The organism is Mesorhizobium sp. M0778, assembly GCF_040320105.1.
In the GTDB taxonomy this organism is placed as follows: Bacteria; Pseudomonadota; Alphaproteobacteria; order Rhizobiales; family Rhizobiaceae; genus Mesorhizobium.
Window position 1 is genome coordinate 71,795 of record NZ_JAMYPA010000011.1, and the last position, 26,529, is coordinate 98,323.

Consider the following 26,529-nt stretch of genomic DNA (forward strand, 5'->3'; position numbering starts at 1 on the left):
CTTTCGGGGGCGGTCAGGCGAGGTGGTGAAAGGGAATTCGTGTTTTCGCGCCTGGCGGCGCATTTTGTTCTTGCTTTGTGCCGGCAGCTATGCTACTAATTTCGCTATGGTGCTGATTCGCACCGACGACCCGCCCGCCAAGGCGGGTTTTTTGTTTCGGGCTCCTTTCGACCAAATTGGAATGCCGTCACGATTGCTGCACTATATCAGTGCATAGGCTTCGCCATGGGAAAGCGCGGGGATAACGCATCTGGACGACACGGGGCGTTGGGGAGGTAGTCGCTTGAAGGAAGTCAGGATCCAGAAGCCGGAGCGGCAGCAGCGCCTGTTTGGCCTGTCGACGCCGCTCAGGGCCGCTGTCATTCCGCCGCTGTCGGCGGCGCGCTGGCTCCTGGTGCTGATCGTCGCCGCCGGAGTTTATTTCTTCCACGGCTTCCTGTTCCCGGTCCTTGCCGCCCTGGTTATCGCTTTCGCCAGCTGGCCGCTCTATCGGCGGCTGCTCGCCGGCGTCGGCGGCAACCGCACGATTGCCGCGACGCTTGCGATCCTGTTCATCCTGACCTTCCTGGTGGTGCCGATCGCGCTTGCCGGCACCTATGCCATCAACGAGGTGCGCGAATGGGTCGGCTGGGCGATCGAGACCAACCGCTACGGCGCGCCGACGCCGCACTGGATCGCCACGCTGCCTGTGGTAGGCGAATGGCTCAATGAACAATGGACGGTCAACGTTGGCCACCCAGGCGGTATCGGCGAACTGATCCAGCTGATCAGCGGCGCCAATATCGGCAGCATCTATCGCGGCGTGCTTGCCGCCGGCGGCAGCGCCTTCGGCCTTTTGCTGACGCTGCTGTTCATGATGATCGCGCTGTTCTTCGCCTATCGCGACGGCGAGCATTTCGCCGGGCAGGTCGATCGCCTCGGCGAACGCATCCTGCCGGCCAGATGGGAACGGATCTCACGCGTGGTGCCGGCGACGATCTCCTCCACCGTCACCGGCATGACCGTTATCGCCATCGGCGAAGGGCTGGTGCTGGGCATCGCTTACTGGTTGGCCGGCGTGCCGTCGCCGGTGACGCTCGGCGCACTGACCGGCATCATGGCGCTGATCCCCGGCGGCGCGCCGCTGTCGTTCACGCTGGTCTCGATTTACCTCGCCGCCAGCGGCTCGCCGATGGCCGGGCTGGCGCTGTTCATCTGGGGCGCCGTCGAACTCTTCGTCGTCGACAAGACATTGCGCCCGAAGCTGGTTGGCGGACCGATAAAGCTGCCCTTCCTGCCGACTTTCTTCGGCCTGATCGGCGGCGTCAAGACAATGGGTTTTCTCGGCCTGTTCATCGGCCCGGTGCTGATGGCCCTGCTGGTCGCGATCTGGCGCGAATGGCTGCGCGAGGTGGAACTGACCGATGAACTCGCTGCCGCCGAACCGGCGGAGCAGGAAGATGCACCGCCGCAGATCGAAATTGTCGCCGAACGCGCCGCCGCGAAAAAGAATCAGGCCGGGTGACTGACGGCGAGCGTGGCGCGGCGCTTACGCCCCTCGTGCAACTGCCAGAGCGAATGGCCGATCAAGGTGACGATGAGGATCGTGCCGCCGATCAGGCTGTTGCGCGACGGGGTCTCGGCGAAGATCATCCACACCCAGACCGGCGCCAGCACGGTTTCTAACAGGTAGAACATCGCCACTTCCGGCCCGGAAATGTATTTCGGACCGTTGGCGAGGCAGAAGAACGAGATCGGCATGATGACGGCGCCGTTGAAGACGATCCACCACGGTGCGTTGACGTGAAAACCCACCTTGGAAACCATCAGGGCGGCGATGGCCAGTGGCAGCACGACTCCGATCAGCGCGGTGAAGCCCATATCCTTGCCGCTGGCGCGCGAGATGGTGATGGCCGCGGCGATCATGAAGGCGGAGCATAGTGCCATCAGGTCGCCGAAGAGATGCCCGGTTCCGACGGAATCACCGACAATCATCACGACGCCGGCGATCATCAATGTCAGCGCTGCGACCGTCAGGGGCTGTGGCCTCTCCTTCAGGAATAGCCACGACAAAAGGGCCGCGAACATGGTGGTGAAGGCCAGGATGAAAACGAGGTTGGCGGTCGAGGTGTTGTAGACGCCGGTGATGAAGGCGATCGAGCCGAGTCCGTAGAGGGCGGCAACGATGAGCCCTGACCAGCCCGGGATAAGCTGCGGTGCCTTTGCGCTCAGCGAGCGCCAGATGGCCCAGATGACGAGCGTGGCGACGAAGGTCGTGCCGGTGCGCAAGAGCAGGATCGTCCATGCCTCGCCGTCGGCGAGCCGGATCAGCGGAATGTCGACGGTCAGCGTCAACCCGCCGATGGCGGTGATCAGAAGGCCTCTCTGGTGGTCGTTGTGGGAAGACATGCAGCAATTCTCGCGATAGGCCTGGAGGCGCAAATTGACCCACCCGGTCTTCCAGCCGATCGGCCGGAAGTCCAGCGGCATCCTCCTCGAAACAATTTAAGGGTGAATACCGAAAGCGGAAATCAGCGCAAAACCGCTTCGTGATTGTAGCGTTCCCAGCCTTTCGGGCCGAGATGCTCCTGCGGCTGGAAGCGCATCTTATAATTCATCTTGCGCGAGCCGTTGACCCAGTAGCCCAGGTAGACATGGGGCAGCCCCATCGCCCTGGCGCGGGCGATGTGGTCGAGGATCATGAAGGTGCCGAGGGAACGGTCCTCGAAGTCCGGGTTGAAGTAGGAATAGACCATCGACAGGCCATCGGCCATCTTGTCGGTGAGGGCCACGGCGATCAGTTCGCCCTGGCCCTTGCCGGTGATGAAGCTATCAGGTCCGCGGCGACGGTATTCGATGACCTTGGTGTCGACATGGGTATCCTCGACCATCATGGCGTAGTCGAGCACGGTCATGTCGGACATGCCGCCACGGCGGTGGCGGGCGTCGAGATAGCTGCGGAACAGCGAATACTGCTCGGTGGAGGGTTCGGCGTCGTGCATGGCGCCGACCAGATCCGAATTATGCTGTATGACGCGTTTCATGTTGCGGCTGGCCGTGAATTCCTGCGCCAGGATGCGCACCGACACGCAGGCGCGGCAGGTCTCGCAGGCCGGCCTGTAGGCGATGTTCTGCGACCGCCTGAAACCGCCCTGCGTCAACAGATCGTTCATCTCGGGGGCCTTGTCGCCGACCAGGTGAGTGAACACCTTGCGCTCGAACTGCCCCTCGAGATAGGGACACGGCGAGGGCGCGGTCAGAAAGAACTGTGGCGACTGGGTCGGGTGCTGCGTCATCGAGCCTTGGAAACACTCCTGCGAATCGCTCTACCTTTGGCGCGGACGCCGAAAAATTCAACAGGATTGTGAAAGCCTGGGTGATTGGACGTCTTCACTTTTGCGCGCAAAGGCCGCGGCCGCGCTTCAAAGCCGCTCAGCGGCCGCTGCGGCTGACGACCGTGCCGAGCAGCAGGTCGTGCAGCGTGCGCTTGCGGTCGGAAAACAGGCTCACCAGCAGGACCAGCGGCGAGAGGATGACATTGCCGGCCCAAAACAACACCGAATGGACGACGGCGGTCAACCCGTCGATGCGGCTGCCGTCTAGCCGGTCGAGCCGGATGCCCATCATCTTCATGCCGGTGGTGGCCTGATCTTTACTGCCGAGCGTGTTCCAGATGTAGAGGATCGCGACGGCCGGCACGAGAATGGAAAACAGCATCCAGCCGAGGCCGAGCGTCAACAGCCCGAACAAGAACACCAGGATCGCGAATGGAATAGTGAGCAGCGCGACGATGAAATAATCGATGACGAAGGCGAGAATGCGCCGCGTGCGCACGCCCTCATAGGCGCGAACGTCTTCGAGCCTGCTGGTGATGATTTCGCCGTCGAGAACGCGAGCGTTCATGTCATTTCCTCGTAATCGAACCCGGGTTAATGCACGGGCCGCGTATTGATGAAATGGTGAAGGTTCGTGGTGGAATCAAGATCGAGCCATTCGCCACCGTAGATGGTGACGGTGTGCCCGGCGCCGTCTGACTTGTTGAATTCATGGCGCGGATAGCGTTAGCTTGCTGCGGCGCAACAAAACGTGCCGAGCCGAGGGGACGGGGCGACATGGACTACGACATGCTGGTCATCGGCAGCGGCCCATCCGGGCGCCGCGCCGCGGTGCAGTCGGCCAAGCTCGGCAAGTCGGTGCTGGTGGTCGACAGAGGTCGTCGTCTTGGCGGCGTGTCGGTACACACTGGCACCATACCGTCGAAGACGTTGCGCGAGACGGTGCTCAACCTCTCGGGCTGGCGTGAGCGCGGCTTTTATGGACGCGGCTACCGGGTCAAGCAGGACATTTCGGTCGGCGATCTGGTCGAGCGCCTGCACAAGACGCTCGACCACGAGGTCGAGGTGCTGCAGCACCAGTTCATGCGCAACACGGTCAAGAGCGCTCGCGCCGCGGTAAAATTCCTTGGCCCCAACAAGGTGAGCCTGACCACCGACACCGGCGACTACAGCGAGGTTGGCTTCGCCCATGCACTGATCGCGGTCGGCACCCGGCCGCACCGGCCGCGCGACGTGCCGTTCGACAAAACACGGATTTTCGACAGCGACGAGATGCTGGAGCTCGACCGGCTGCCGCGCACGCTGACGGTGATCGGCGCCGGCGTCATCGGCGTCGAATATGCGACGATCTTTTCGGCGCTCGACGTTCCGGTGACGCTGGTCGAGCCGCGCAATACCATGTTGGATTTCGTCGACCGCGAGATCGTCGACGACTTCATCCATCAGATGCGCGACCGCGGCATGACCATCCGCTTGGGCAGCGCCGTCAAGGAGATCGCCTCCAAACCCGATTATGCCGAGGTGATGCTGGCAGACGGCCGCACCATACGTTCCGAGATGGTGCTTTATGCTGCCGGGCGTACCGGCAATGTCGGCAGCCTGGGCTTGGAAGCGGTCGGCATCGAGTCCGATTCCAGGGGCCGCATCAAGGTCGATCCGCAGACCTTCCAGACCAGCGCGCCCAACATCTATGCCGCCGGCGACGTCATCGGTTTTCCGAGCCTGGCCTCGACCTCGATGGAACAGGGCAGGGTGGCCGCCTGCCATGCGTTCGGCGTGCCCTTGCCGCCGCCGCCCGAAACCTTTCCCTACGGCATCTACGCCGTGCCGGAAATCTCCACCGTCGGCCAGTCGGAGGAGCAGGTGCGCGAGAGTGGTGCTGCCTACGAGGTCGGCGTGGCGCGGTTTCGCGAGACATCGCGCGGCCACATCATGGGCGTCAATACCGGCTTCCTGAAGCTTCTGTTCTCGATCGAAACACGCCGTCTGCTCGGCGCCCATATCGTCGGCGAGGGCGCGACCGAACTCATCCACATTGGCCAGGCGGTCATCAATCTCGGCGGCACCGTCGACTTCTTCGTCAACAACACCTTCAACTATCCGACGCTGGCCGAAGCCTACAAGATCGCCGGGCTGGACGCCTGGAACCGCATGGGGCGAGGATAGCTTCGAGGCTCATCGATCTGACGATGCAACGGCGACCGCAGGATCCGCCAGCCATTGCCTGACGATCTCGGCGTCCGGATCGCCGATTTCATGGCCGGAGGCAATGGTGTGGGTCTCGACCTTGGCGCCATGCGAACTCAGCAGGGCGGCCAACACCGCCGCGAATGGCGCATAGGTCAGGTCGGCGGCGCCGGCGATGATCAACGCCCGCGCCTTCGACAGGTCGGCCGGCGGCACCTCGTCAAGCACCGGCATCGGACGCAGCAATGCGGCGCGCTCGATCAGGCCCGGATGCAGCAGCATGACGCTTGAGACCAGATTGGCGCCGTTCGAATAACCGACAAAGGTCGCGCGGCTGAGATCGAAGCGGTGGCGCTTCGCGATGCCGTCGACGAAGCCCGCGAATGCGTCCGCCTCCGCACGGATGCTCGCCTGTTCGAAACGCGTCGGGGTGATTCGCGTGAACCAGCGGAACCCGCCCTCCTGAGGGATGCGGCCACGGACCGCAACCAGCGCCGCATGCGGCGCGATTTGCCGACCAAGCGGCAGCAAGGTCGTCTCATCGACTCCCGATCCATGCTGCAGGAACAGCCAGTCACCGGGTAAATTGGCGGGTCGATGGAGCCGGTAGAAAAAGCCTGAATTTTCCTGCAAAATACCGTCTTCGAGGCTCTCCTCGGCCATAGTCACATCCTTTTGATTTCGCGTTACTTTCGTTAATTTGCCGGCTTCAAAACGAAATATTTTCAAGCTCCGCGAAAGTTGATTGAACCGGGCGCATTTCAGTCCGTTTCTTTGCCGATATAATCCCCCGCGGGAGGGATCGAAGCAGTGTGCGCCGGGTGGTCGCCCGGGTGGTCGCATGCCGGCATGAACAACCAGCTTTAAGGCCTTTTATCGATGACCATGCCAGTTTCGCCGGAACGCGATACGCGTATTGACGTGTTCCGGGCTCTCGCCCTCCTGACCATATTCATCGACCATGTGCCGGGCACCGTTTTCGAAACCCTGACCTACAAGAATTTCGGGTTTTCGGATGCGGCCGAGGCCTTCGTGCTGATCTCCGGCATGTCCGTCGCTCTCGCCTACGGCACCAAATTCCAGCCGGGAAACCGGCTGATTGCAACGCTGAAAATGTGGCGCCGCGCCGGCGTGCTCTATGTCACCCACATCGTCACGACGATGGTGGTCATGGCTATCTTCTGCGCGGCGGCGGTGTTTGCGAAACGGCCGGACCTTCTGACGCTGATCAACATCGAGCCGCTCGTCAGAAACCCGCCACAAGTCCTGGTCGGCATCGTCACGCTCGGCCATCAACTCGGTTACAACAACATACTGCCGGTCTATGCAGCGCTGCTGTTGATGGCGCCGGCCTTCCTGCTGTTCATCAGCTATCGGCCACTGGCGGCGCTTGCCGTATCCGCAGCCCTTTGGCTGCTTGCCGGAATCTACCAGATCGCGCCACCGAACTACCCGGAGCCCGGGTTCTGGTTCCTCAATCCGCTGTCATGGCAATTGCTGTTCAATATCGGCATGGCCAGCGTGTTGCATGTGCGGCGCGGCGGCACCATCCCGGTCAATCTCTGGCTGGTCGGCGCCGCCGCCGCCTATGTGCTCACGGCGCTCGTCTGGGTGCACAGCCCGCTGTGGGGGCATGTGTCATGGCTCGACCTGCCGGTGGTGCTGACCGGTTTCGACAAGACATTCCTGTCGTTGCCGCGACTGCTGCACATCCTGGCGATGAGCTACCTGGTCGTCGCCTTGCCTTCCGTCTCGAACCTGTTCCGCACCGGTCGTGACAATCCGCTCGCCATATTGGGCAAACGCTCGTTGCCGGTTTTCATTGCCGGAACGGTGATTGCCATGGCGGCGCAAGTGATGAAGCTGATCAACCCGGGCGGCATTGCCTATGACAGTCTGCTGCTCGCCGCCGGCATCGCCATGCAGTTCGCGCTCGCCTTCTATCTGGAGTGGCTGTCTGCCATCGGCTGGTCCGGAAAGGGCAAGCCGGTCCGCAACGAGGCGGCCCGCTCGTCCTTTGAAATTGGGCCGATGGCCGCGCAAGCGAACCGATAAACCTGGACGCTCGATCTGCCGGCCTCAAGCTATGCTCGGCGGCGGTCCGGACGATGCCCTGACGACAAGTTCGACGTCGAGCGTTTCTCGCCGCACCGTGCCGTCGAAGTCGAGGATTCTTCGCGCTGCCCGGCGGCCGATCTCGGCGATCGGCTGGGCGATGGTGGTGAGCGGAGGCTCGCAAATTGCGGCTTCAGGCACGCCGTCGAAGCCGACGACGGAAACATCGCGGGGAACCGCGATGCCCCGTGCGTTGAGCCATTCCAATGCCACCATTGCGATCCGGTCCGACATCGCCAGGATGGCGGTCGGCGGTTCCGCCGAGGCGAAGATGGTTTCGAGACCAGCCCTTGTGCTCGCCTTGTCGTTTTCGGTCTCGTAGACCGGCACCTTGGCGGTGTCGACACCGAACCTGGAAAGCTCTTCGAAATAGCCGAGGAGGCGGTCACGGGTTCCGGTATACGACGCTGTCCGGACCTGCTCGGGCGAGACAAGACCGGTGCTGTCGTCGGCGAAGGCCAGCGACAACACGGCGAAGCGGCGATGTCCAAGTACCGCCAGATGGTGCGCCGCCAGCCGGCCGCCGGCAACATTGTCGATACTGATCGCCGAGACCGTGTCGTCCTGCGAGCCGAACTCGAGCGCGACGAAGGGGAGCTTTCGTTCGCGTGTCAGCTCGACGAGGCGCGGACCGCCCTCGATGCAGAACAGGATGAAGCCGTCGACCAGGGCGCTCTGGATGTTCCAGGCAAGTTTTTCCTCGTTGCCAGCTGACACCAGGGCAATTCCCGCGCCGGTGGCGTCGCATGCCTCCGAGATGCCGGCCATCATCACGCGAGCAAAGGGGTCGTCGAAGAAATAGGACAGCGGCTCGGTGGTGGCGACGCCGATCGCATTGACCTTGCCGGCACGCAGCAGGCGGCCCTTTGGATCGGGGCCGGCATAGCCCAGCGCCTCGGCCGCCGCCTTGACCCGCTCGCGGACTTCCTCGCGCACGATTTCGGGACGGCTGAAGACATTGGAGGCAGTGCCGTGTGATACGCCCGCGGCTTTGGCGATGTCGGCCAGCCGGATGGGCCTCCTGCTGCCTTCGGTGAGTGATGCCATTTGTTTGTCTCCGGGATTCCGGTCCAACAGTATCGCCGATTACCTAACACCTTCCTTGGATCGATTCAAATTTTTGCTTGACATTTATGGTGCGGCGCGTATTCTTTGAATCGATCCAAGAGCGTTTTTCGTTCTACCGATTGGATCGATACAAGAGGAGAGTGCCATGCACCCCGTCAATTATCTGTTCGAGGACATTTACCGGAACGACTGGAGCATCCGCTCGAGCGCGGAGGCCCGGAAGCGGCGCGACAGGACCGGTCCGTGGATTCGCGACCTGCGTTTCCTGAAGCGACGCGAGTGGAGCTGATTGGCAGCGCATTTTTTCGCCTGCTGATTGGATCGATTCAAATAAGCTAGAGGAGATTAAGCCATGCACCCGGTCAAGCATCTGTTCGAAGACATCTATCGCAATTATTGGGGCATCTCGCCGGCTACCGAACGGCCGGAGCGACGGCGTGTGGTCAAGACGACCAAGCGCGACGGGCAAGTCCGGCTCGAACGTCCGCGAGACTGAGCTGGCAAGACAGAGCTCGTGGATCGAGCGCGGCTGGTGAAAGAGCAGCGGCCGCCATTGGTTGTCGCATCAATGGCGGCGCGGGCGCACCAGCGCCGAGGCGGCCATCACCAGCCAGCCGCCGATCAGCAAGGTGCCGCCGATCGGCGCCGACATCGGGAACAGCCGCGAGCCGAGGAAGTCGCGAGCGAGGAGATCTCCCGAGAACAGCAGAAGCCCGACGAGGAGGATGAGGCTTCCGCTTCGCAGGATGGTATTGCCACCGAGCAGCCCGACGGCAAGCAAAACCGGCGCATGCATGAGCAGGAAGGACGCGGCCGTACCGACGAAAGCGCCGCCGAGATGCGCCGACGCCGCCGAAAGCGCCACGCCGGTTGCGCCGCATAGGCCGCCGGCAAAAATCAGAATGCGGCTGCCTGCCGCGTGTTCATCCGTGCTCATTTTCCAGGCCTCCGTAATTGCTGGCGACCGCCTGAGATAGCGCTGCGCGAACCGTGTCAGGATTTGCCGGCTTCCGCCAGCATGTCGCGTTCGCGGCGCGACTGGACCAGCCAGTTATAGGCCGCTCCGCCCGCCATCAGCACGGATGTGCCGAGAAACACCGCGCGCATGCCGAAATGGCCACCAACGAAGCCGCCGAGCAACGGTCCGGCGACCTGCCCGACATATTGCGCCGAGATCGACAAGCCCAGCACATTGCCGCCGACGCCGTCGGGCACATTGTGGCGGATGACGCTGGTGACGCAGGGCAAAAGACCGCCAAGCGCCACGCCCATCAGGAAACGCAGGCCGACGAGCTGCCAGCCTTGCGTGACGAAGGCCTGCGGGATCAGGAGCAGCGCCGAGACTGCGAGCGCGGCAACGATGACGTTCCAGTGGCCGATACGGTCGGCGAGCTTGCCGAGCCGCGACGCCGACAGGATGGCGCCGAGCGCTGCCGCCGACATGACGATGCCGGAGACCAGCGTGACCTGGCTCGGATCTTCGATGAGCTGCTGGACATAGACGGTGATGATCGGCTCGATCGACATGGTGGCGAAACTCAACAGCGTCCCGGTCGCCAGCATGACGACGACGGGGCGCTTGTCGGGAATTTGCGACCAGCCGCCTTTCGCCTTTTCTTCTGACGCGGCCTTGGCGGCAACCGGGCGAGGGGCCTCCTTGATCAGCAAGGTGGTTGCCAGAAAGGCCAGGAAAATGACGCCGCCGGCGAGCAGGAATGTGGCGCGGATGCCAATCAGCGGCGGCAGCGCGCCGCCGAGCAGCGGGCCGACCAGGGCACCGGCCGTGATTCCGGCCGACAGCACGCCCAGCGCCCAGCCGGAGCGATCCTTCGGCGTCTGCATGGCAACCAGGATGGTCGAGCCCGAAGAATAGCCGCCGGCAAAGCCGATCAGCAGGCGCAAGAACACCAATTGCCAGACAGTCTGCACCATGCCGGTCAGCGACATGCACATCGCCATGCCGAAACTGGCGCGCACCAGCATCAGTTTGCGGCCGTAGCGGTCGCCTAACCGCCCCCACAGGGGTGCGACCAGCGCGGCAGCAAGGAAAGTGGCGCCGTAGGCGATGCCCGACCACTGCACGATCGCCGCATGGCCCTCGGCGCCCAGCTGTTCGACGTAGAGCGGCAGGAACGGCAACAGCAGCGTCATCGCTGCGAGCGTGCTGAACGAGCCGGCAAAACACACGGCGAGATTGCGGCGCCAGTGGACGTTATGCGTGCCTTGCACGGCGAGGGTGGCGTCTTGCGGCATGTCAGAGACTGCTGTCGTTGGGTTGCTGCGGATACCATTTTGGGATACCAAACTGGTATCCGTCATGGACGCAAGGCTGGTCGCTGTCAATGCGGTCCCTGCAAAGTGATCGCCAGTAATGGCCGGTGAGCAGAGGGCCAATGAACCGGCTCCAACAACGGAACGCCAATGTCGCAGATGCAGAACGTCGAAAAGCAGCTTCGCGAGATGATCCTCGGGCTCGAGATCGGTCCCGGCGAGCGGCTGACGGAGCGCTGGGTCGAAAGCCGCTTCGGCGCCTCGCGCACGCCGGTCAGGGCGGCGTTACTGCGGCTCGAGACCGAAGGCCTGATCTGCCGCGACGGCCGCGGCTGGACGGTCTCGCCCATCAATCTTGCCGAGCTGGAGCAGATCGCCGTCTATCGCGAGGCGGTCGAGGTCGCGGCAGTCAGGCTGACTTGTGCCTTGCAGGACAGGGGTGCCGTCGAAATCATCGAGGCGATGCTCGATTCCTGCGACGACCAGACGCCGCGCGAGGAATGGCATCGTGTCGGCATGGATTTTCATATCGAGCTGGCGCGCCTGTCAGGCAACGAGTTCCTGTTCAGAGCGGTTCGTGATGCGATGACGCGCCTGTCGCGCGCCCGCTGGCTCGAGGTTCGCGACGAGGCAGCGCTTGGCCGTGCCTGGGCCGAACACCATGACATTCTGTCGGCGGTGCGGGCCGGCGATGCCGACGGGGCCGCCTGCCTGCTTTCATCTCATATCGACGGTAGCCGCGACCGGCTGGTCACGTCGTTGCGCAACGACCGGCGCGGCCTGCGCGCCAGGGGATTTGCCGTCGTCGCTTGAGTGAGGATCGGCGGCCATTGATCACGAAAAAGGCAGATGAGCGAAGAAAGCTACTTTCGGTCTCGCTTCGCAAATGCCGATGGCGTAAGAGCGGCGATGGAAAACAACCGATTTGACACACCCGTGACCGTCAAGGGCGCGGCGGGAAGCAATCAGCTCTTGCGTACGGCCCGCGAGGCTTCCGACTACCTCCTCAACAATTGGCCCGGCAAGCGCAGCCCCAAGCACCGCGAAGCGCTGCAAGCCTGTCATGATGCGCTGGCCGGCGACAAGCCGGCCATGAACGCAAGACGGGCCTTCATTGCCGCCGCCCGCGAAGTGAACGTCTTCGTCAGCGACAAGGCGCCGGCCTGAGGCATAGCGGGGACTTGATCGAGACCCGGGCCGCCTGACAGGCCTGATATCATCACTCGGCCGTTTCGGTGTTGGTTTGGGACTCGCTTTCGCCCTCGGGCTTCGAGCGCTCCTTGGCCGCGACCTTGGCAGCCTGCTTTTCCGCCTTCTTGGCAGCCTTCTGCCGGTCGCGTTCCTTGCGTTCCTGACCGTAGTTCGGTGCTCGTGGCATATCGTTTCCTTTCATTGTGCTTGGCCTTTGCCTAGGAGCATTGGGCCACAAACACAACACCGCAAGGCACGATCGGCTCCATATCTCGTCGCAGTCCGGGGAGCCCCGCTTCAGGGCGTTTTTTCAGGCGCCGTCCCGGTCGAGGACGAGATCGGCGGGCCCGAACCGGTCCTTTGCCGTGAATTGCTGGTGCCAGTAGGGATAGAGCACGGGCGGCCTGCTGACCACGTCGAGGCGTGTGCGCTCCTCATCGCCGAGCACCAGGCTTGCAGCAGCGATATTGTCCTTGAAATGCGCTTCGGTTCGTCCGCCGATCACCAGCGAACTGACGGCGGGCCGGCCAAGCAACCAGGCAAGCGCCACCTGCGCTGCCGACACGCCGTGGTTCTTGCCGATATCGATCAGCACGTCGACGATCCGCCACAGCCGGTCCTCGTCGCGGATCGGCGGTTCCGACCAGCCGCTGAGCTGGCGGGCGGTCGGCTGGTCACGGTGATATTTGCCGGACAGCAATCCGCCGGCGAGCGGGCTCCAGACCAGCACGCCGAGCCCCTGGTCGACCGAGATCGGCAACAATTCATACTCGGCCTCGCGGGCTTCCAGAGTGTAGTGGATCTGCTGGGTGACGAAGCGCGGCTGGTGATGACGGTCACTGATACCGAGCCCCTTCATCACCTGCCAGCCGGAATAATTGGAACAGCCGACATAGCGGACCTTGCCCTGCGCGACCAGCGTGTCGAGCGCGGCGATGGTTTCCTCGAGCGGTGTCAGGCCATCCCACTCGTGCAGGAAATAGATGTCGATGACATCGGTCCTGAGGCGCTTCAGGCTCCTCTCGCATTCGCGGATCAGATGATAGCGCGACAGGCCTTCATCATTGGGGCCTTTGCCGATCCGCATGCGCGCCTTGGAGGCGATCAACACGTCGCCCTTGCGCTTGCCGCCGAGCGCCTCGCCGATGATCTCCTCTGACACCCCGTTCGAATAAACGTTGGCGGTGTCGATGACGTTGATGCCGGCATCGATGCAAAGGTCGATCATCCGGCGCGCCTCGTCGAGGTCGGTCTTGCCGACCGCCGAAAACGCGCCGCCGCCGCCGAACGTCATGGTGCCCATGGTCAGCGTCGAAACCTTCAGCCCGGAACGGCCGAGAGTGCGGTATTCCATGTCGTATCCTCATGATTTTATCGGGAAAGGGCGTTTCAAACGACAGCCCTGAATGAACCGGGCATTTGTAGGATAATTCGTTCCGCTTGTCGCCCGTGTTGCAGGGCAACATCGATCACATCTTACGGATTGGACGCGCAGCCAGCGCAACAGCGGCTGCAATAAAACCGTCATTGCTGGCCTATACTAACATCGGTTCAGCGCTTCGATTTCCGGCCGCCGGGCCGGGCGGCAGAGCGCCTGACAGCGGCCGACACGGCCTGTAAGCGGAGCAGCGCAAATGACCGAGATAAAACAGAATTCCCCGGCCAGGGACTGGCTGGAAGCGGAACTCGCCGACACGCTCGACGAAGATTATGAGCTGGAAATCTCTGAGCCGGCGCTGTCGATGGAGATCGCCAAGATCTATAAGAATGCGCATCCGCCATCGATCGACCGCCTGCAATATTTTCGGGATCTAATCACGTTGCAATCCGAATTGATCAAGCTGCAGTCCTGGGTCGCCTATCACAAGAAGAAGCTCGTCGTGGTATTCGAGGGCCGCGACTCGGCGGGCAAGGGTGGCGTCATAAAGCGCATCACCCAGCGGCTCAATCCGCGCATCTGCCGCGTCGTAGCACTACCGGCGCCGACCGAGCGCGAGAAGTCGCAATGGTATTTCCAGCGCTACGTTCCGCATCTGCCGGCCGGCGGTGAGATCGTGCTGTTCGACCGCTCCTGGTACAACCGCTCCGGCGTCGAGCGGGTGATGGGCTTTGCCCAGCCGGATCAGGTCGAGGAGTTCTTTCGCGACGTGCCGGATTTCGAACGCATGCTCCTCCGCTCAGGCATTACGCTTGTCAAATACTGGTTTTCGATCACCGATGAGGAGCAGCAGATGCGCTTTTTGATGCGCATCCACGACCCGATGAAGCAATGGAAATTGTCGCCGATGGACCTCCAGTCGCGCGTGCGCTGGGAGCAGTACACCAAGGCCAAGGAAGAAACCTTCGCCCGCACCAACATCCCGGAAGCTCCCTGGTTCATCGTCGAGGGCAACGACAAGAAGCGGGCGCGGCTGAATTGCATCGACCATCTCCTCAAGCAAATGCCCTATGAGGAGGTGCCGCACGAGGAGATCACACTACCGGAGCGCGTCTTCAATCCCGAATACGAACGTCAGGTGCTGCCGCGCGAACTGTATGTGCCGGAGAAATACTGACTAAAGCAGCGAGGAGGGGCGCTGCCTCCGTGGGCAGCGCCCTGCAACAAGCTAGGCGCGCTCGATGATGACATGCGTGGCCTTCGGCGTCGCGACCTGCTCGCTGCAGCGGTAGCCGAGCTTGGGCATGTCGATGCCGGCAAAAAGGCTCTCGCCTGCGCCGAGCAGGACAGGTGAGATCGCCAGATGCATCTCGTCGATGAGCTTTTCCTTGAGATACTGCCGGATCGTAGAAACGCCACCGCCCAGCCGTACATCCTTGCCGTCAGCCGCTGCTTTCGCCTTCTCCAGCGCTGAGTGGATGCCGTCGGTCACGAAATAGAAGGTCGTGCCGCCCTCCATGACAATGGGATCCCGCTGATGGTGCGTCAGCACGAAGACCGGCACGTGGTATGGCGGATTGTCTCCCCACCAGCCTTTCCAGCTCTCGTCAGGCCACTCGCCGCGGATCGGCCCGAACATGTTGCGGCCGAGGATCCAGGCGCCGACATTCTCGAAGCTGCGCGCGGCGAACGCCTCGTCAGTGTCCGTGGTCCCGCCATCCTTGCCGAGAACCATCTTGCGGAAGGTGCGGGTGCCGAACATCCATTCGTGCAGGGCTTCCCCGCCAACACCCAGCGGGTTCTTCAGGTCTTGGTCGGGACCGGCGCCGAAGCCGTCGATCGACAAGGTGAAAGCGCTGACGCGAAGTTTGGACATGAGAGCCTCCTTGATAACCAATTGTGAGATGCAAGCAGTTATCGGGTAGCTTAACTGATTGCATTTTGCAAGCGGTTTTTTGAATCGCCGGGGCCAATCGCTTCCAAATCATGTTGGAATGACCAATCTCAATGTTGGCGCCGCCCCTCATCCGCCTGCCGGCACCTTCTCCCCGTATAGTGACGGGGCGAAGGGGCTGGCCGCAACCTCGGCGATGTTTTTGCAACGCTGGAGATTGGCGAAATCTTTTGCGAACGCGTCTTTCTCCCCGTCACTATACGAGGAGAAATGCCCGGCAGGGCAATGAGGGGCAGCGCAAACCTGAAGCGATTGCCCTGCGGTGGCCATGTCGCGCTTGGGACGAAGGAACGTTACTCGATGTGGGCGCTACGGAGGCGCATCACCCCTTCAGCATCTCAGCCACTTCCGGCGCGAAATAGGTCAGGATGCCGTCGCAGCCGGCGCGCTTGAAGGCCAGCAGCGATTCAAGCATCGCCTTTTCCCCGTCGATCCAGCCATTGGCGGCGGCGGCCTTGATCATCGAATATTCGCCCGACACTTGATAGGCAAAGGTCGGCATCTGCAACTCGTCCTTCAGCCGGCGGATGATGTCGAGATAGGGCAGGCCGGGCTTGACCATCAGCATGTCGGCGCCCTCGGCGAGATCCTGCTCGGCCTCGCGCACCGCTTCGTCGGAATTGGCATGATCGATGTAATAGGTCTTCTTGTCGCCCTTGAGCAGGCCGGCGGTGCCGACCGCCTCACGATAGGGGCCGTAAAAGGCGGATGCGAACTTGGTCGCATAGGACATGATCGCTACATCCTGAAACCCATTGGCGTCCAGCGCATCGCGGATGGCACCGATCCGGCCGTCCATCATGTCCGAGGGGGCGATGATGTCGGCCCCTGCCGCCGCCTGGATGACGGCTGCTGCCGTCACCTGCTCCACCGTTTCATCATTGACGATAATGCCGTCGCGCAAGATGCCGTCATGGCCATGCGAGGTGAACGGGTCCAGCGCCGCGTCGGTGATGATGCCGATCTCCGGCACCGCGCGCTTGATGGCGCGGGTGGCGCGGTTGATGATGTTTTCCGGATCGAGGATGTGCGAACCGGTCTGATCGCGCAGGCCGAGCTCGACATTGGGGAAAGTGGCGATCGCCGGAATGCCAAGCTTAGCCGCGCGCTCAGCCTCCTTGACGGCGAGGTCGAGCGACAGGCGGAAGACGCCGGGCATGGCGGCGATCGGTTCGCGCACTTGTCTGCCGTCGACGACAAAGATCGGCCAGATCAGATCGTCGACCGAGAGCCGGTTCTCCTGGACAAGGCGGCGCGACCAATCGGCCTTGCGCATGCGCCGCAGCCGCCGGCTGCCGGTGATCTCGTCGACGCTGCGCGCGCCGGCAGGCTTTGCAGGGGTGAATTTGTTCATCGCCAAAACTCCGGATCGGGCGACTTTTACCACGAGCCTCCGCTGCTGACCAATGCGACACGATTGTGCCAGCGGTCCTGTCGGGCGCTATTCTGGTTGGCCATTGCCTGACAGGATCTGCGCAGCACCCCGCATGGCGACGCGGAATGCCTCGTCGAAGTTGACGCCGCGCACTTGCCACTTGTAGGTCTTGCCGGCCATGGCAAGCCGCCAATCGGCGATCCAGCCCAACTCCTTGTCGCTCCAGACCAGGCTGCCGGCCAAGAGCTCTTGGTTGCCGACAGTTCTCGCCAGCAATTCGGGTGAGAGCGCACGCACCTGTTCGAAAATCGCCCCGGCTTTTACGAGAGCGGCCTTGCTTGGAATGACGATCTTCATCGCCAACGGTCCGGCTGCCGATTGAAAGGACTCTGCCATATAGGGGCTTTCGTCTCCGTCGCTCGCCAAGACAAAATGCTGGCGTGCATCTTGCACAGCCAGCAGTACCGAGATGATCGGCCGCTCGCCGAGCCACGGCTTGCTGCCGAGCTCAGCAAGCACTTTATCGATCACCGGCGGCGTGTACTGGCAAGTGAGATCGTGCGGCCGGTCGTACGTGCCTTGATCATCATGGTTGGGGATACCTTCCATGCGATCGCGATAGCGGAAGCTGCTGACGAAGCTGCCGGCCTTGTCGCGCAGTGCTGTCATCTGAGGTTTCGCCGGCAGGCGCTGGTCGCCGGATACCCGCACCAGCACTTTGTCGAGGCAGACCTTGAAGCCGGCCTGACGATGTTCTTCTCCCTGGCCATTGACGATGGTTTGCGACTGGTAGAGTTCGGCGAGGCTTGTCGCCAAGGCTGGATGGCCAGCCAGGCAGGTGCAGACTAACCCGATTGCCACCAGTGCAAGGCGCGAAAATCGAATCATAGACGACGTCCCCGTCGGTGCCGCGTTGCAACGCGCCTGCCATGACTTTTTCGTCATTACTGCCTCTAGCCGTCGATTGTTAGCACCGGCTTCCGGTCCGGGCCAGAGGCTGCGCTGGCGTGCCCGCCATTGACGCGGCCATGCGCCACGCTTTAGCACTTCACTCCCGGCGGGCGCGGGGAGGGATTCTCTGGCGATGGATTTTGGCGGAGGCGACGAGATTCGCTTCGAAAGATTGGGCAGGGCCGGCGTCGTCACGCTGACGCGGCCGCAGGCGCTCAATGCCGTGACCCACCGCATGGTCAAAGCGCTGGACAAGGCGCTGCGCAGCTGGGAGCGTGACGACGGCGTTGACGTCGTTGTCGTCAAGGCCGAGGGCAGGGCGTTTTCGGCAGGCGGCGACATCCTTCATATCTATGAGGCCGGCCGGGCAGGAAAGCCTCCGGTCGATTTCTTCGCCGACGAATACCGGCTGAACGCCCGTATCGCCCGTTTCAAAAAACCCTATGTCGCGCTGATCGACGGCATCGTCATGGGCGGCGGCGTCGGCATCTCCTTCCATGGCTCGCAGCGGGTGCTGACCGAGAACGCCCAGTTCGCCATGCCCGAGGTCGGCATTGGCTTTTTCCCGGATGTCGGCGCCAGCCATCTGTTGCCGGATCTCGGCGGCAGCTTCGGCATGTATCTGGCGCTGACCGGCAACCGCATCCGCCATGGCGATGCTTTGTGGTCGGGCCTGGCCACGCATACGATCAGAGCGGAGGATCAAGCTGGCTTTCTCGACCGGCTGGCGGCAAGCGGCGACCCGGAATCGGTGCTGCGCGGCTGCTTCGTCCCGGCCAAACGCGAGACCGACATGCCGACGCTCGAAGCCATCGCCAGGCATTTCGCGCAGCCGTCGCTGGCCGATATCGTCGCCAGCCTGGAGCGGGCAGCCACTGCCGACGAGTTCGCGGCAAAGACGCTGGCCACCATCCGCACCCGGTCGCCGACCAGCCTGCATGTCGCCTGGCGCCAGATCAGCGTCGGGCAGACGTTGTCGATGGACGAGTGCATGAAAATGGAGTTCCGTATCCTCAACCGCATGCTTGCCGGGCACGACTTCTATGAAGGCATCCGCGCTGCCATCATCGACAAGGGCTCGACGCCGCAATGGCGGCCGGCAGGCATCGATAACGTCAGCGCCGTGGACGTCGAAGCCTATTTCGCACCGCTCGGCGAACGGGAACTGAAGCTGTGAGCGACGTCGCCTCGAGACGCGTGGTGCTGCAGCCCTCGACGGTCGAGGTCATCTTCGCCTGGTTCCAGCGCGTCATCGCCGGCTACTGCCTGCTGTTCGGCATCTTGTACTGGATCCGGCTGATCGGCTTTTACCCCGGCCCGTTGTGGCGCTTCGACCTGATGCCGGTGCACTGGCAGGTGGCGGCGGTGGTGCTGGCGGTGTTTTTTCCATTCGCCGCCGCCGGCCTGTGGATGCTGGCGTCCTGGGGGCCGGTGATCTGGTTCATCTGCGCGGTGACCGAGACGGTCATGTATGCCGGCTTCCCCGAGCTGTTCGGCCACCGGCTGCTGATCGTCGCCTCGCATCTTGCGGTGGCGCTGCTCTACATCGTATTCCGCGTGGTGATCTGGATCCAGAAGCGGCAGGCCCGGCGATAGCAATTCCGGTCAAGGATCGGTGGCTAAATCTTTAGGTTAATTATCCTTGCTCGGGTGACCGTCCGTTAAGCCTCTTTCGAAACCCCTTACCGGTAAGCTCTTGTTAGCCTTGGCGTTTAAGTCGAATTTTATGAGTATTCGATAGTGTCGCGATCAAGGTGAAGAACAAAAAATCACCGGGCGACAAACGAGAGGCAAAGACAATGATCAATTCGCGTCCGGCGGCGAAGACCGCCAACGTATCCGATGACCGCCGCGAGGCGATCCGTTCGCTGTACATGGAATCGCTGCAGCTGGTCGAGCGGCTACACCGCCGTCTGCTTGACGTGATCAAGGACGAATTCGACCGCAACGGCCGCTCCGATATCAACGCCATCCAGGCGCTGCTCCTGTTCAACATCGGCAATTCGGAGTTGACGGCCGGCGAGCTGCGCTCGCGCGGCTATTATCTCGGCTCGAATGTCTCCTACAATCTGAAGAAGCTGGTCGATCTCGGCTTCATCAACCACCAGCGCTCGCGCATCGACCGCCGTTCGGTGCGGGTTTCGCTGACGCCGAAGGGCAATGAGGTGGCGGAGGTCGTCGCCGGCCTATATGAGCGCCATGTCGGCTCGATCGAGCAGGTCGGCGGCATCAACACCGAAGAGTTCAAGCAGATGAATCGCGCCCTCCAGCGGCTGGACCGGTTCTGGAACGATACCATCGCTTACCGGATGTAGTCGCACCCGCCGCATAAAAATCCGAAGCTGGACCACGGGAGCGCTGCCGCGGAGCGGACCAAAGGCCGGTGCCGAAAAGCACCGGTCTTTCCGTTTCGTCAGGCCGGCCGATCCAAATTCGAGCAACAGCCACGTTGCCGCCATATTCCAGTGGAACCGAAGATGCGGGTGATGCTGGGGCCAAAGCCGTGCATTTGTCCTGTGCTCAAATCACTTCCCATGTGTTTTTACACCGAAGTGATGCGGGCCATGGTTGGCTAATTGTTAAGAAGCCAACTCTAGAGTGCGGGCGAGACCGCCCGGTAGGTTGAGTTGTAGCAAGAATGTCTGGACCGTCCATGAGAACCAGCCGCCGTTTCTTCCTTTCAGGAGCCTCCGCGCTCGCAGCCGCTATGGTCGCCGGCCGTGCCAGTGCGCAGGATGTGATCGGAGATATCCTGAAATCCTCGGCCCGCGGCAATTGGGACGACCAGTTCGACGCCCGCCCAAGCCAGGGCGGCAAGGTGGCCTCGACGCTGCCCATCTTCAGCCTGCAGACCGTTTCGTTCACCGAGCAGGCGGTCGCGCAATACCAGAACATTGTCGCCCAGGGCGGCTGGGAACCGGTTCCCGACACCAAGAAATTGCAGCTCGGCGTCGACGATCCCGACGTGGTCCCGCTGCGCAAGCGTCTGATGATTGCGGGCGATCTGGCGCAGAGCGCCGGCATTTCGACAGCCTTCGATTCCTATGTCGACTCCGCGGTCAAGCGCTTCCAGGCGCGCCATGGCCTGCCTGCCGACGGGACGCTGGGCCAATATTCTTATGCCGCGATGAATGTTTCGGCGCCAATTCGGCTCGGCCAGTTGCAGACCAATCTGCAGCGGCTGCGCGAGCGCGCCGGCACGCTGGGCAACCGTTACGTGCTGGTCGACATCCCGGGCGCCCAGATCGAGGCGGTCGAGAACGATCGCGTCGTGCTGCGCCATACCGCGATCGTCGGCAAGATCGACCGCCAGACGCCGATCGTCAATTCCAAGATCAACGAGATCATCGTCAATCCCTACTGGAACGCGCCGGTCTCGATCGTGCGCAAGGACATCATTCCGCTGATGCGGAAGGACCCCAACTATCTCAAGGACAGCCACATCCGTCTGTTCGCGCCGGATGGCAGCGAGGTTGATCCGCTGACCGTCGACTGGTCGACCGACGACGCCGAGAAGTACCGCTTCCGCCAGGATCCGGGTGCTGGCAACGCGATGGCCTCGGTCAAGATCAATTTCCCCAGCCCGGACGGCGTCTACATGCACGACACGCCGCAGCAGAGCCTGTTCGGCAAGATGATGCGCTTCGATTCATCGGGCTGCGTGCGCGTCCAGAATGTGCGCGATCTCGTCACCTGGATTCTTCGCGATACGCCGGGTTGGAACCGTCAGCACTTCGAGGCAGCGATCAAGAGCGGCGAGAACGTCCCGGTGCAGGTCACCAATCCGGTGGCGGTCTATTTCCTCTACATCTCGGCCTGGTCGACAGGGCCGGGCGTGGTGCAGTTCCGCGACGACATTTACGGCCTCGACGGGGCCAACGAGCTGCAGATCACATCCGCGCTCTAAACAGCTGAGTTCATTTGCAAAAGGCCGCCGGAAGGGCGGCCTTTTTTATTGTCGCCGTCGCGCTCTGAGCTTTGCGCATGATTCCGAAAATCGGTTCGCCACGGACCATATGCAAACCACGCGGCGCTGTTCAGGAAATCACGCGAAGCCCTGCTGTCGGCCGGCAGGCGAGGAAATAATGTGCTTTCAGGGCGCTGGCGCAATCCGGCCAGCAAATTTCGCGCAGCAAACGTGGCGGGCCGAAAGCAACTGTGTTAATGGCGCGACAGACCCCGAACCTTGAGGATTTCAGCCCATGGCAACAGCAGCGGCAGTGTCGAACAAATTCGAATCCTTCTTCGAAACCACGCTTGCCGATGCCGACCCCGAGATTTTCGGCGCCATCCGCAACGAACTCGGCCGCCAGCGCCACGAGATCGAGCTGATTGCCTCGGAAAACATTGTCTCGCGCGCCGTGCTTGAGGCGCAAGGGTCGATCATGACCAACAAATATGCCGAGGGCTATCCGGGCAAGCGCTACTATGGCGGCTGCCAATTCGTCGATGTCGCCGAGGAACTGGCCATTGAACGCGCGAAAAAGCTGTTCGGCTGCAACTTCGCCAACGTCCAGCCGAATTCCGGCAGCCAGATGAACCAGGCGGTGTTCCTGGCGCTGCTGCAGCCCGGCGACACCTTCATGGGCCTCGACCTCAATTCCGGCGGGCACCTGACGCATGGCTCGCCGGTCAATATGAGCGGCAAATGGTTCAAGGTTGTCTCCTATGGCGTGCGCAGGGATGATCATCTGCTCGACATGGATGCGATCGAGAAGACCGCCCATGAGACCAAGCCGAAATTGATCCTGGCCGGCGGCACCGCCTATTCACGCATCTGGGACTGGAAGCGTTTTCGCGAGATTGCCGATTCGATCGGTGCCTATCTGATGGTCGACATGGCCCACATCGCCGGCCTGGTCGCCGGCGGCGTGCATCCTTCGCCGCTGCCGCATGCTCATGTGGTGACCACCACGACGCACAAATCGCTGCGTGGGCCGCGCGGTGGCATGATCCTTTGCAATGACGAGGAGATTGCCAAGAAGATGAATTCGGCCGTCTTCCCCGGCCTGCAGGGCGGACCGCTGATGCATGTCATCGCCGCCAAGGCGGTGGCTCTGGGCGAAGCGCTGAACCCGAGCTTCAAGATATATGCGGAGAGCGTCGTCGCAAATGCCAAGGCGCTGGCCTCCAGCCTGCAAGAAACCGGTCTCGACATCGTCTCCGGCGGTACCGACAACCATCTGATGCTGGTCGATCTGCGTCCCAAGAACGCCACCGGCAAGCGCGCCGAAGCTGCCCTTGGCCGCGCTAACATCACCTGCAACAAGAACGGCATCCCCTTCGATCCGGAAAAGCCCTTCGTGACCTCGGGCGTTCGGCTCGGCACGCCGGCCGGCACCACGCGCGGCTTCGGCCAGGCCGAGTTCCGTGAGATCGGCAAGCTGATCGCCGAAGTGCTGGATGGACTGAAGGTCGCCAATTCCGATGAGGGCAATGCGGCCGTCGAGACAGCCGTGAAGGCCAAGGTGGCGGCATTGACGGATCGTTTTCCGCTTTATCCGTATCTTGGTTGACCGACGCTAGTGACCTCCATGTGCGGGACAATCCCGGTGCGACAGCAAGGCACCTGCGGAGAAGCTCAATGATGCCAACTTTCCGTTTCGCCGGCTTTGGTGCCTTGCTGGCATCGGCTATCTTGCAGCTGTCCGGCCTCGCCTTGGCACAGACCGAGCCGACCCCGGCAGCACCCAAGACAGAGACCTTCGGCAGGTGGTCCACCACGGTGGACGAGGTCAACACCGGTGAGGATGTGCGCAAGACCTGCGCCGCCTCGACGGTCTTTTTCGACGCAAACGGCACCAGCGGCACCCTTACGCTAGCCATCTCGAATGGCGACGTACTGCCGCCCGAGGGCTATCCGAGCCTCATCATCGCCGTGAGAAACGGTGACTTGCCTAAGGGCGACAACATCCCGGCGGTGTTCCGCGACGTCAACGACAAGATCAAGGCTGGTTTTCATCTTATCGCCGACGGCCAGTGGATAGTGAACAACAAGCCCGAGACAACCCTCGCCATACTGCGTGCCATGCGCCGTACCAGCGCCCTCGATGTCAGCTTCGCCGACAAGCCGGTCGCGACCATATCGATGGACGGCTTCACCAAGGCCTATCGCTATCTCGGCACGTCCTGCGGCTTCCCGACCGGCGACGTCGCTCCCTGATTGGCGGATTGCCGTCCAACTGATTGCCGCTCTCGCAATTTTCCTCGTGCCTCGCTATCTCTGAGACGCGATCGGTCATCGGCCATACTTTGCCATCGTGGCAAAAACCTCTAAGCCTTTCGCTCCACGAGAATCGCGAACCGAAGGCTCTCCATGCGCTGTCCCTACTGCCAGTCCGAAGATACGCAGGTGAAGGATTCGCGCCCCGCCGAAGACGGCGCGGCGATCCGCAGGCGGCGCGTCTGCCCGGATTGCGGCGGCCGCTTCACCACTTTCGAGCGCGTCCAATTGCGCGATCTCGTCGTGGTGAAGAAGTCGGGACGCAAGGTGCCGTTCGACCGCGACAAGCTGCTGCGCTCGGTCGAGATTGCGGTACGCAAGCGTAACGTCGACCCGGAGCGCATCGACCGCGCGGTGACCGGCATAGTGCGCCAGCTGGAAAGCTCGGGCGAGACCGAGGTCGCCTCCGGCGAAGTCGGCCGGCTGGTCATGGAGGCGCTTAAGTCGCTCGACGATGTCGCCTATGTGCGCTTTGCCTCCGTCTACCGCAATTTCCGCGAGGCCAAGGATTTCCACGACGTGTTGGGCGAGCTCAAAGGCGACGAGCTCAAAAGTGACGAGCCCAGGGGCCGAGAGCTGAAGAGCGAAGAGGACGCCGGCTGAGCATGGCAGGGTCCGAGCGCAGCACGGCGAAGCAAGAGGTCCTCGATCGCCGCTATATGGCGGCAGCCCTCAGGCTGTCGCGCAAAAATGCCGGCCGGACGTCGACCAATCCTTCCGTCGGCACGCTCATCGTACGCGATGACGGCGACGGGCCAATGATCGTCGGCAGCGGCGTCACGGCCGTCGGCGGCCGGCCGCATGCCGAAACCGAGGCGCTGGCCGAGGCCGGTGAGCTGGCGCAAGGCGCCACCGCCTATGTAACGCTGGAGCCTTGCGCCCATCACGGCCGCACGCCGCCTTGCGCCAATGCGCTGGTCAGCGCCGGCGTGGCGCGGGTGGTTGGCGCTGCCAGCGATCCGGACCCGCGTGTTTCCGGCAAGGGCTACGCCATCTTGCGTGCCGCGGGCGTCGAGGTGATGGAAAAAGTGCTGGCGGCCAAGGCCGCGGAGCAGATGGCCGGCTATTTGATTCGATCTCTGAAAAAACGCCCGGAAGTGATTCTAAAGCTTGCGCTTTCGAGCGACAATAAGATCGGCGTGAAAGGCGAGGGGCAGGTCTCCATTACCGGCGATATCGCGCGGCGCGAAGTCTATCTGATGCGCGCCGAAGCGGACGGCATATTGATCGGCATCGGCACCGCGCTGGAGGACGATCCGGCGCTGACGGTGCGGCTGCCGGGACTTGAGAACCGTTCGCCGGCGCGCATCGTGCTCGACCGCCAGATCAGGCTGCCGGAGACCTCGAAGCTGGTTTCCGGCGTCGACCGGGTCCCGCTCTATGTCGCCGCGTGTGCCGAGGCCGATCCACGTCGGCGGGCCGCGCTCGAACGCACCGGAGTGCGCTTCATCGGCACTGAGACGTATGAAGGCGATATTGCGCTGCCGGAACTGCTCGAGGATCTGGCGGCGCTGGGCATGGCGAGCGTGCTGGTCGAGGGCGGCGCCAAGGTGGCCAAGGCGTTCCTCGACGAACAACTCGTCGATCGCATCGTGCTGTTTCAGGGGCCGGATGCGATCGGCGAGGACGGCATTGCATCGCCGATAGATGCCAACCATATCCCGCCGGGATTTCGCAAATTGCGCGACATGCGTTTCGGCGAAGACACATATGCCGAATGGACAAGAGACATTTAGGACCGAACTGATGTTCACTGGGCCAAAGTAATGTTCACTGGAATCGTCACCGATGTCGGCACCGTCGCCGCCGTGAAGCCGCTCAGGGAAGGCGTCGGTTTGCGCATCGACACCGCCTACGATCCGCAGACCATTGCCATTGGCGCTTCAATTTCGTGCGGCGGCGTCTGCCTGACGGTAACGGGATTGCCGGAAGACGGCGCGAACGCACGCTGGTTCGAAGTCGAGGCCTGGGAAGAAGCACTCAGGCTGACGACCGCGATGGGCTGGAAAACCGGCGCGCGCATCAACCTGGAGCGGGCGCTGAAGATCGGCGACGAGCTTGGCGGCCATATCGTGTCAGGCCATGTCGACGGAATGGCCGAGATCGTGGCCCGCAAGGAAGAGGGTGACGCCGTTCGCTTTACCCTGGAAGCACCGCGCGAGCTTGCCAAATTCATCGCCCCCAAGGGTTCCGTCGCGCTCGACGGCACTTCGCTCACCGTCAACAAGGTCGAAGGCACCCGCTTCGACGTGCTATTGATCCACCACTCGCTGACGGTCACCACCTGGGGCGAACGCCAGGTCGGCGACCGCGTCAACCTCGAGATCGACACCATGGCCCGCTACGCGGCGCGACTGGTGGAGGCGGCCAAAGAGGGACTTTGAGGCGATCGCCCATAAAGTCCATTCCCTGATGCGGCCGCCACCGGGTTGGCCTTGAACGTTCCTTCAGCAATCTTCCGCTTGCGATCAAACCGGCTTCGGCCTAAGTCACCGGCGATCC

The 26,529-nt window shown here is 62.5% G+C and carries 29 protein-coding genes; 17 read left to right on the forward strand and 12 right to left on the reverse strand.

The annotated features are described in order from the left end of the window. Positions 1-283 precede the first annotated feature (283 nt). Positions 284-1,504 carry an AI-2E family transporter gene (locus NKI22_RS17300; protein WP_023717250.1) on the forward strand — a complete coding sequence of 407 codons (1,221 nt, stop codon included), beginning with the start codon at positions 284-286 and terminating at the stop codon, positions 1,502-1,504. Here NKI22_RS17300 and NKI22_RS17305 read toward each other — a convergent pair. The 3 genes from NKI22_RS17305 to NKI22_RS17315 all read right to left on the reverse strand — a co-directional run bounded on the left by NKI22_RS17305 (position 1,492) and on the right by NKI22_RS17315 (position 3,882). Further along, a complete protein-coding gene (locus NKI22_RS17305; RefSeq protein ID WP_352640090.1) occupies positions 1,492-2,388 on the reverse strand; it encodes a DMT family transporter in 897 nt (298 codons plus the stop codon). The two genes, NKI22_RS17300 and NKI22_RS17305, sit on opposite strands and share 13 nt — an antisense overlap. A 122-nt stretch (positions 2,389-2,510) precedes the next feature. Next, a complete protein-coding gene (locus tag NKI22_RS17310) occupies positions 2,511-3,275 on the reverse strand; it encodes an arginyltransferase (RefSeq protein WP_352621047.1) in 765 nt (254 codons plus the stop codon). A 136-nt stretch (positions 3,276-3,411) separates the two neighbouring features. After that, positions 3,412-3,882, reverse strand: coding sequence for an RDD family protein (locus tag NKI22_RS17315; protein ID WP_023674465.1), 471 nt, complete (start codon positions 3,880-3,882; stop codon positions 3,412-3,414). Positions 3,883-4,091: 209 nt separating this feature from the next. Here NKI22_RS17315 and sthA point away from each other — a divergent pair, with 209 nt between their 5' ends. Further along, positions 4,092-5,480 (forward strand): Si-specific NAD(P)(+) transhydrogenase, encoded by a 1,389-nt coding sequence (gene sthA / locus NKI22_RS17320; RefSeq protein ID WP_352815982.1) that lies wholly within the window; start codon positions 4,092-4,094, stop codon positions 5,478-5,480. A gap of 9 nt (positions 5,481-5,489) precedes the next feature. Here the strand turns inward: sthA and NKI22_RS17325 are convergent, their stop codons facing one another. Continuing rightward, the gene (locus tag NKI22_RS17325) at positions 5,490-6,164 is read right to left on the reverse strand and encodes an alpha/beta hydrolase (protein ID WP_352481241.1); all 675 of its coding nucleotides are present in this window, start codon (positions 6,162-6,164) and stop codon (positions 5,490-5,492) included. Positions 6,165-6,380: 216 nt separating this feature from the next. On the opposite strand from NKI22_RS17325, the gene NKI22_RS17330 reads away from it, so the two are divergent. Continuing rightward, positions 6,381-7,556: an OpgC family protein gene (locus tag NKI22_RS17330; protein WP_352481240.1), complete on the forward strand. Its 1,176-nt coding sequence runs from the start codon at positions 6,381-6,383 to the stop codon at positions 7,554-7,556. A gap of 24 nt (positions 7,557-7,580) precedes the next feature. On the opposite strand, the gene NKI22_RS17335 is transcribed toward NKI22_RS17330, so the two are convergent. After that, positions 7,581-8,663 (reverse strand): LacI family DNA-binding transcriptional regulator, encoded by a 1,083-nt coding sequence (locus NKI22_RS17335; protein WP_352640053.1) that lies wholly within the window; start codon positions 8,661-8,663, stop codon positions 7,581-7,583. Positions 8,664-8,829: 166 nt separating this feature from the next. On the opposite strand from NKI22_RS17335, the gene NKI22_RS17340 reads away from it, so the two are divergent. Further along, positions 8,830-8,973, forward strand: coding sequence for a hypothetical protein (locus tag NKI22_RS17340; RefSeq protein ID WP_023717258.1), 144 nt, complete (start codon positions 8,830-8,832; stop codon positions 8,971-8,973). 63 nt (positions 8,974-9,036) lie between these two features. Next, entirely contained in the window at positions 9,037-9,180 is a 144-nt protein-coding gene (locus NKI22_RS17345) for a hypothetical protein (RefSeq protein WP_023717259.1), read from the forward strand. A gap of 69 nt (positions 9,181-9,249) precedes the next feature. On the opposite strand, the gene NKI22_RS17350 is transcribed toward NKI22_RS17345, so the two are convergent. Beyond that, positions 9,250-9,621 carry a DUF423 domain-containing protein gene (locus NKI22_RS17350; RefSeq protein WP_023717260.1) on the reverse strand — a complete coding sequence of 124 codons (372 nt, stop codon included), beginning with the start codon at positions 9,619-9,621 and terminating at the stop codon, positions 9,250-9,252. Positions 9,622-9,677: 56 nt separating this feature from the next. Beyond that, a complete protein-coding gene (locus NKI22_RS17355) occupies positions 9,678-10,937 on the reverse strand; it encodes a multidrug efflux MFS transporter (protein WP_352815979.1) in 1,260 nt (419 codons plus the stop codon). Between the two features lie 168 nt (positions 10,938-11,105). Here NKI22_RS17355 and NKI22_RS17360 point away from each other — a divergent pair, with 168 nt between their 5' ends. After that, positions 11,106-11,768 (forward strand): GntR family transcriptional regulator, encoded by a 663-nt coding sequence (locus NKI22_RS17360; RefSeq protein WP_023717262.1) that lies wholly within the window; start codon positions 11,106-11,108, stop codon positions 11,766-11,768. 96 nt (positions 11,769-11,864) lie between these two features. Beyond that, positions 11,865-12,122, forward strand: coding sequence for a DUF982 domain-containing protein (locus NKI22_RS17365; protein WP_023674477.1), 258 nt, complete (start codon positions 11,865-11,867; stop codon positions 12,120-12,122). 52 nt (positions 12,123-12,174) lie between these two features. Here the strand turns inward: NKI22_RS17365 and NKI22_RS17370 are convergent, their stop codons facing one another. Both NKI22_RS17370 and NKI22_RS17375 read right to left on the reverse strand, forming a co-directional pair. Next, positions 12,175-12,333 (reverse strand): hypothetical protein, encoded by a 159-nt coding sequence (locus NKI22_RS17370; RefSeq protein ID WP_023717263.1) that lies wholly within the window; start codon positions 12,331-12,333, stop codon positions 12,175-12,177. 123 nt (positions 12,334-12,456) lie between these two features. Then, positions 12,457-13,500 (reverse strand): aldo/keto reductase, encoded by a 1,044-nt coding sequence (locus tag NKI22_RS17375; RefSeq protein WP_023717264.1) that lies wholly within the window; start codon positions 13,498-13,500, stop codon positions 12,457-12,459. 280 nt (positions 13,501-13,780) lie between these two features. On the opposite strand from NKI22_RS17375, the gene ppk2 reads away from it, so the two are divergent. Beyond that, a complete protein-coding gene (ppk2, locus tag NKI22_RS17380; protein WP_023717265.1) occupies positions 13,781-14,701 on the forward strand; it encodes a polyphosphate kinase 2 in 921 nt (306 codons plus the stop codon). 51 nt (positions 14,702-14,752) lie between these two features. On the opposite strand, the gene NKI22_RS17385 is transcribed toward ppk2, so the two are convergent. The 3 genes from NKI22_RS17385 to NKI22_RS17395 all read right to left on the reverse strand — a co-directional run bounded on the left by NKI22_RS17385 (position 14,753) and on the right by NKI22_RS17395 (position 17,741). Then, complete coding sequence (locus tag NKI22_RS17385) at positions 14,753-15,400, reverse strand: dihydrofolate reductase family protein (protein ID WP_023717266.1); 648 nt, start codon at positions 15,398-15,400, stop codon at positions 14,753-14,755. A gap of 400 nt (positions 15,401-15,800) precedes the next feature. Beyond that, positions 15,801-16,832: a porphobilinogen synthase gene (hemB, locus tag NKI22_RS17390; RefSeq protein ID WP_023717267.1), complete on the reverse strand. Its 1,032-nt coding sequence runs from the start codon at positions 16,830-16,832 to the stop codon at positions 15,801-15,803. A gap of 87 nt (positions 16,833-16,919) precedes the next feature. Then, positions 16,920-17,741: a DUF2066 domain-containing protein gene (locus tag NKI22_RS17395; protein ID WP_023717268.1), complete on the reverse strand. Its 822-nt coding sequence runs from the start codon at positions 17,739-17,741 to the stop codon at positions 16,920-16,922. A 196-nt stretch (positions 17,742-17,937) separates the two neighbouring features. Here NKI22_RS17395 and NKI22_RS17400 point away from each other — a divergent pair, with 196 nt between their 5' ends. The 9 genes from NKI22_RS17400 to NKI22_RS17440 all read left to right on the forward strand — a co-directional run bounded on the left by NKI22_RS17400 (position 17,938) and on the right by NKI22_RS17440 (position 26,411). Then, complete coding sequence (locus NKI22_RS17400; protein ID WP_352815977.1) at positions 17,938-18,981, forward strand: enoyl-CoA hydratase/isomerase family protein; 1,044 nt, start codon at positions 17,938-17,940, stop codon at positions 18,979-18,981. After that, entirely contained in the window at positions 18,978-19,400 is a 423-nt protein-coding gene (locus NKI22_RS17405) for a DUF6163 family protein (protein WP_352495304.1), read from the forward strand. The genes NKI22_RS17400 and NKI22_RS17405 overlap by 4 nt, the downstream gene beginning before the upstream one ends. A gap of 203 nt (positions 19,401-19,603) precedes the next feature. Continuing rightward, positions 19,604-20,119 (forward strand): transcriptional regulator LdtR, encoded by a 516-nt coding sequence (ldtR, locus tag NKI22_RS17410; RefSeq protein WP_023674486.1) that lies wholly within the window; start codon positions 19,604-19,606, stop codon positions 20,117-20,119. 338 nt (positions 20,120-20,457) lie between these two features. Continuing rightward, positions 20,458-21,711: a L,D-transpeptidase family protein gene (locus tag NKI22_RS17415; RefSeq protein ID WP_023717271.1), complete on the forward strand. Its 1,254-nt coding sequence runs from the start codon at positions 20,458-20,460 to the stop codon at positions 21,709-21,711. Positions 21,712-22,006: 295 nt separating this feature from the next. Further along, positions 22,007-23,320, forward strand: a complete 1,314-nt coding sequence (gene glyA, locus NKI22_RS17420; protein WP_023717273.1) for a serine hydroxymethyltransferase — start codon at positions 22,007-22,009, stop codon at positions 23,318-23,320. A 68-nt stretch (positions 23,321-23,388) separates the two neighbouring features. Further along, positions 23,389-23,967, forward strand: coding sequence for an invasion associated locus B family protein (locus NKI22_RS17425; protein ID WP_352481232.1), 579 nt, complete (start codon positions 23,389-23,391; stop codon positions 23,965-23,967). 153 nt (positions 23,968-24,120) lie between these two features. Then, a complete protein-coding gene (nrdR, locus tag NKI22_RS17430) occupies positions 24,121-24,630 on the forward strand; it encodes a transcriptional regulator NrdR (protein WP_023717275.1) in 510 nt (169 codons plus the stop codon). A 2-nt stretch (positions 24,631-24,632) separates the two neighbouring features. Continuing rightward, on the forward strand, positions 24,633-25,763 hold the full coding sequence (ribD, locus tag NKI22_RS17435; RefSeq protein ID WP_023717276.1) for a bifunctional diaminohydroxyphosphoribosylaminopyrimidine deaminase/5-amino-6-(5-phosphoribosylamino)uracil reductase RibD: 1,131 nt from the start codon (positions 24,633-24,635) through the stop codon (positions 25,761-25,763). Positions 25,764-25,793: 30 nt separating this feature from the next. Next, positions 25,794-26,411: a riboflavin synthase gene (locus tag NKI22_RS17440; RefSeq protein WP_023717277.1), complete on the forward strand. Its 618-nt coding sequence runs from the start codon at positions 25,794-25,796 to the stop codon at positions 26,409-26,411. The last annotated feature ends 118 nt before the right edge of the window (positions 26,412-26,529 follow it).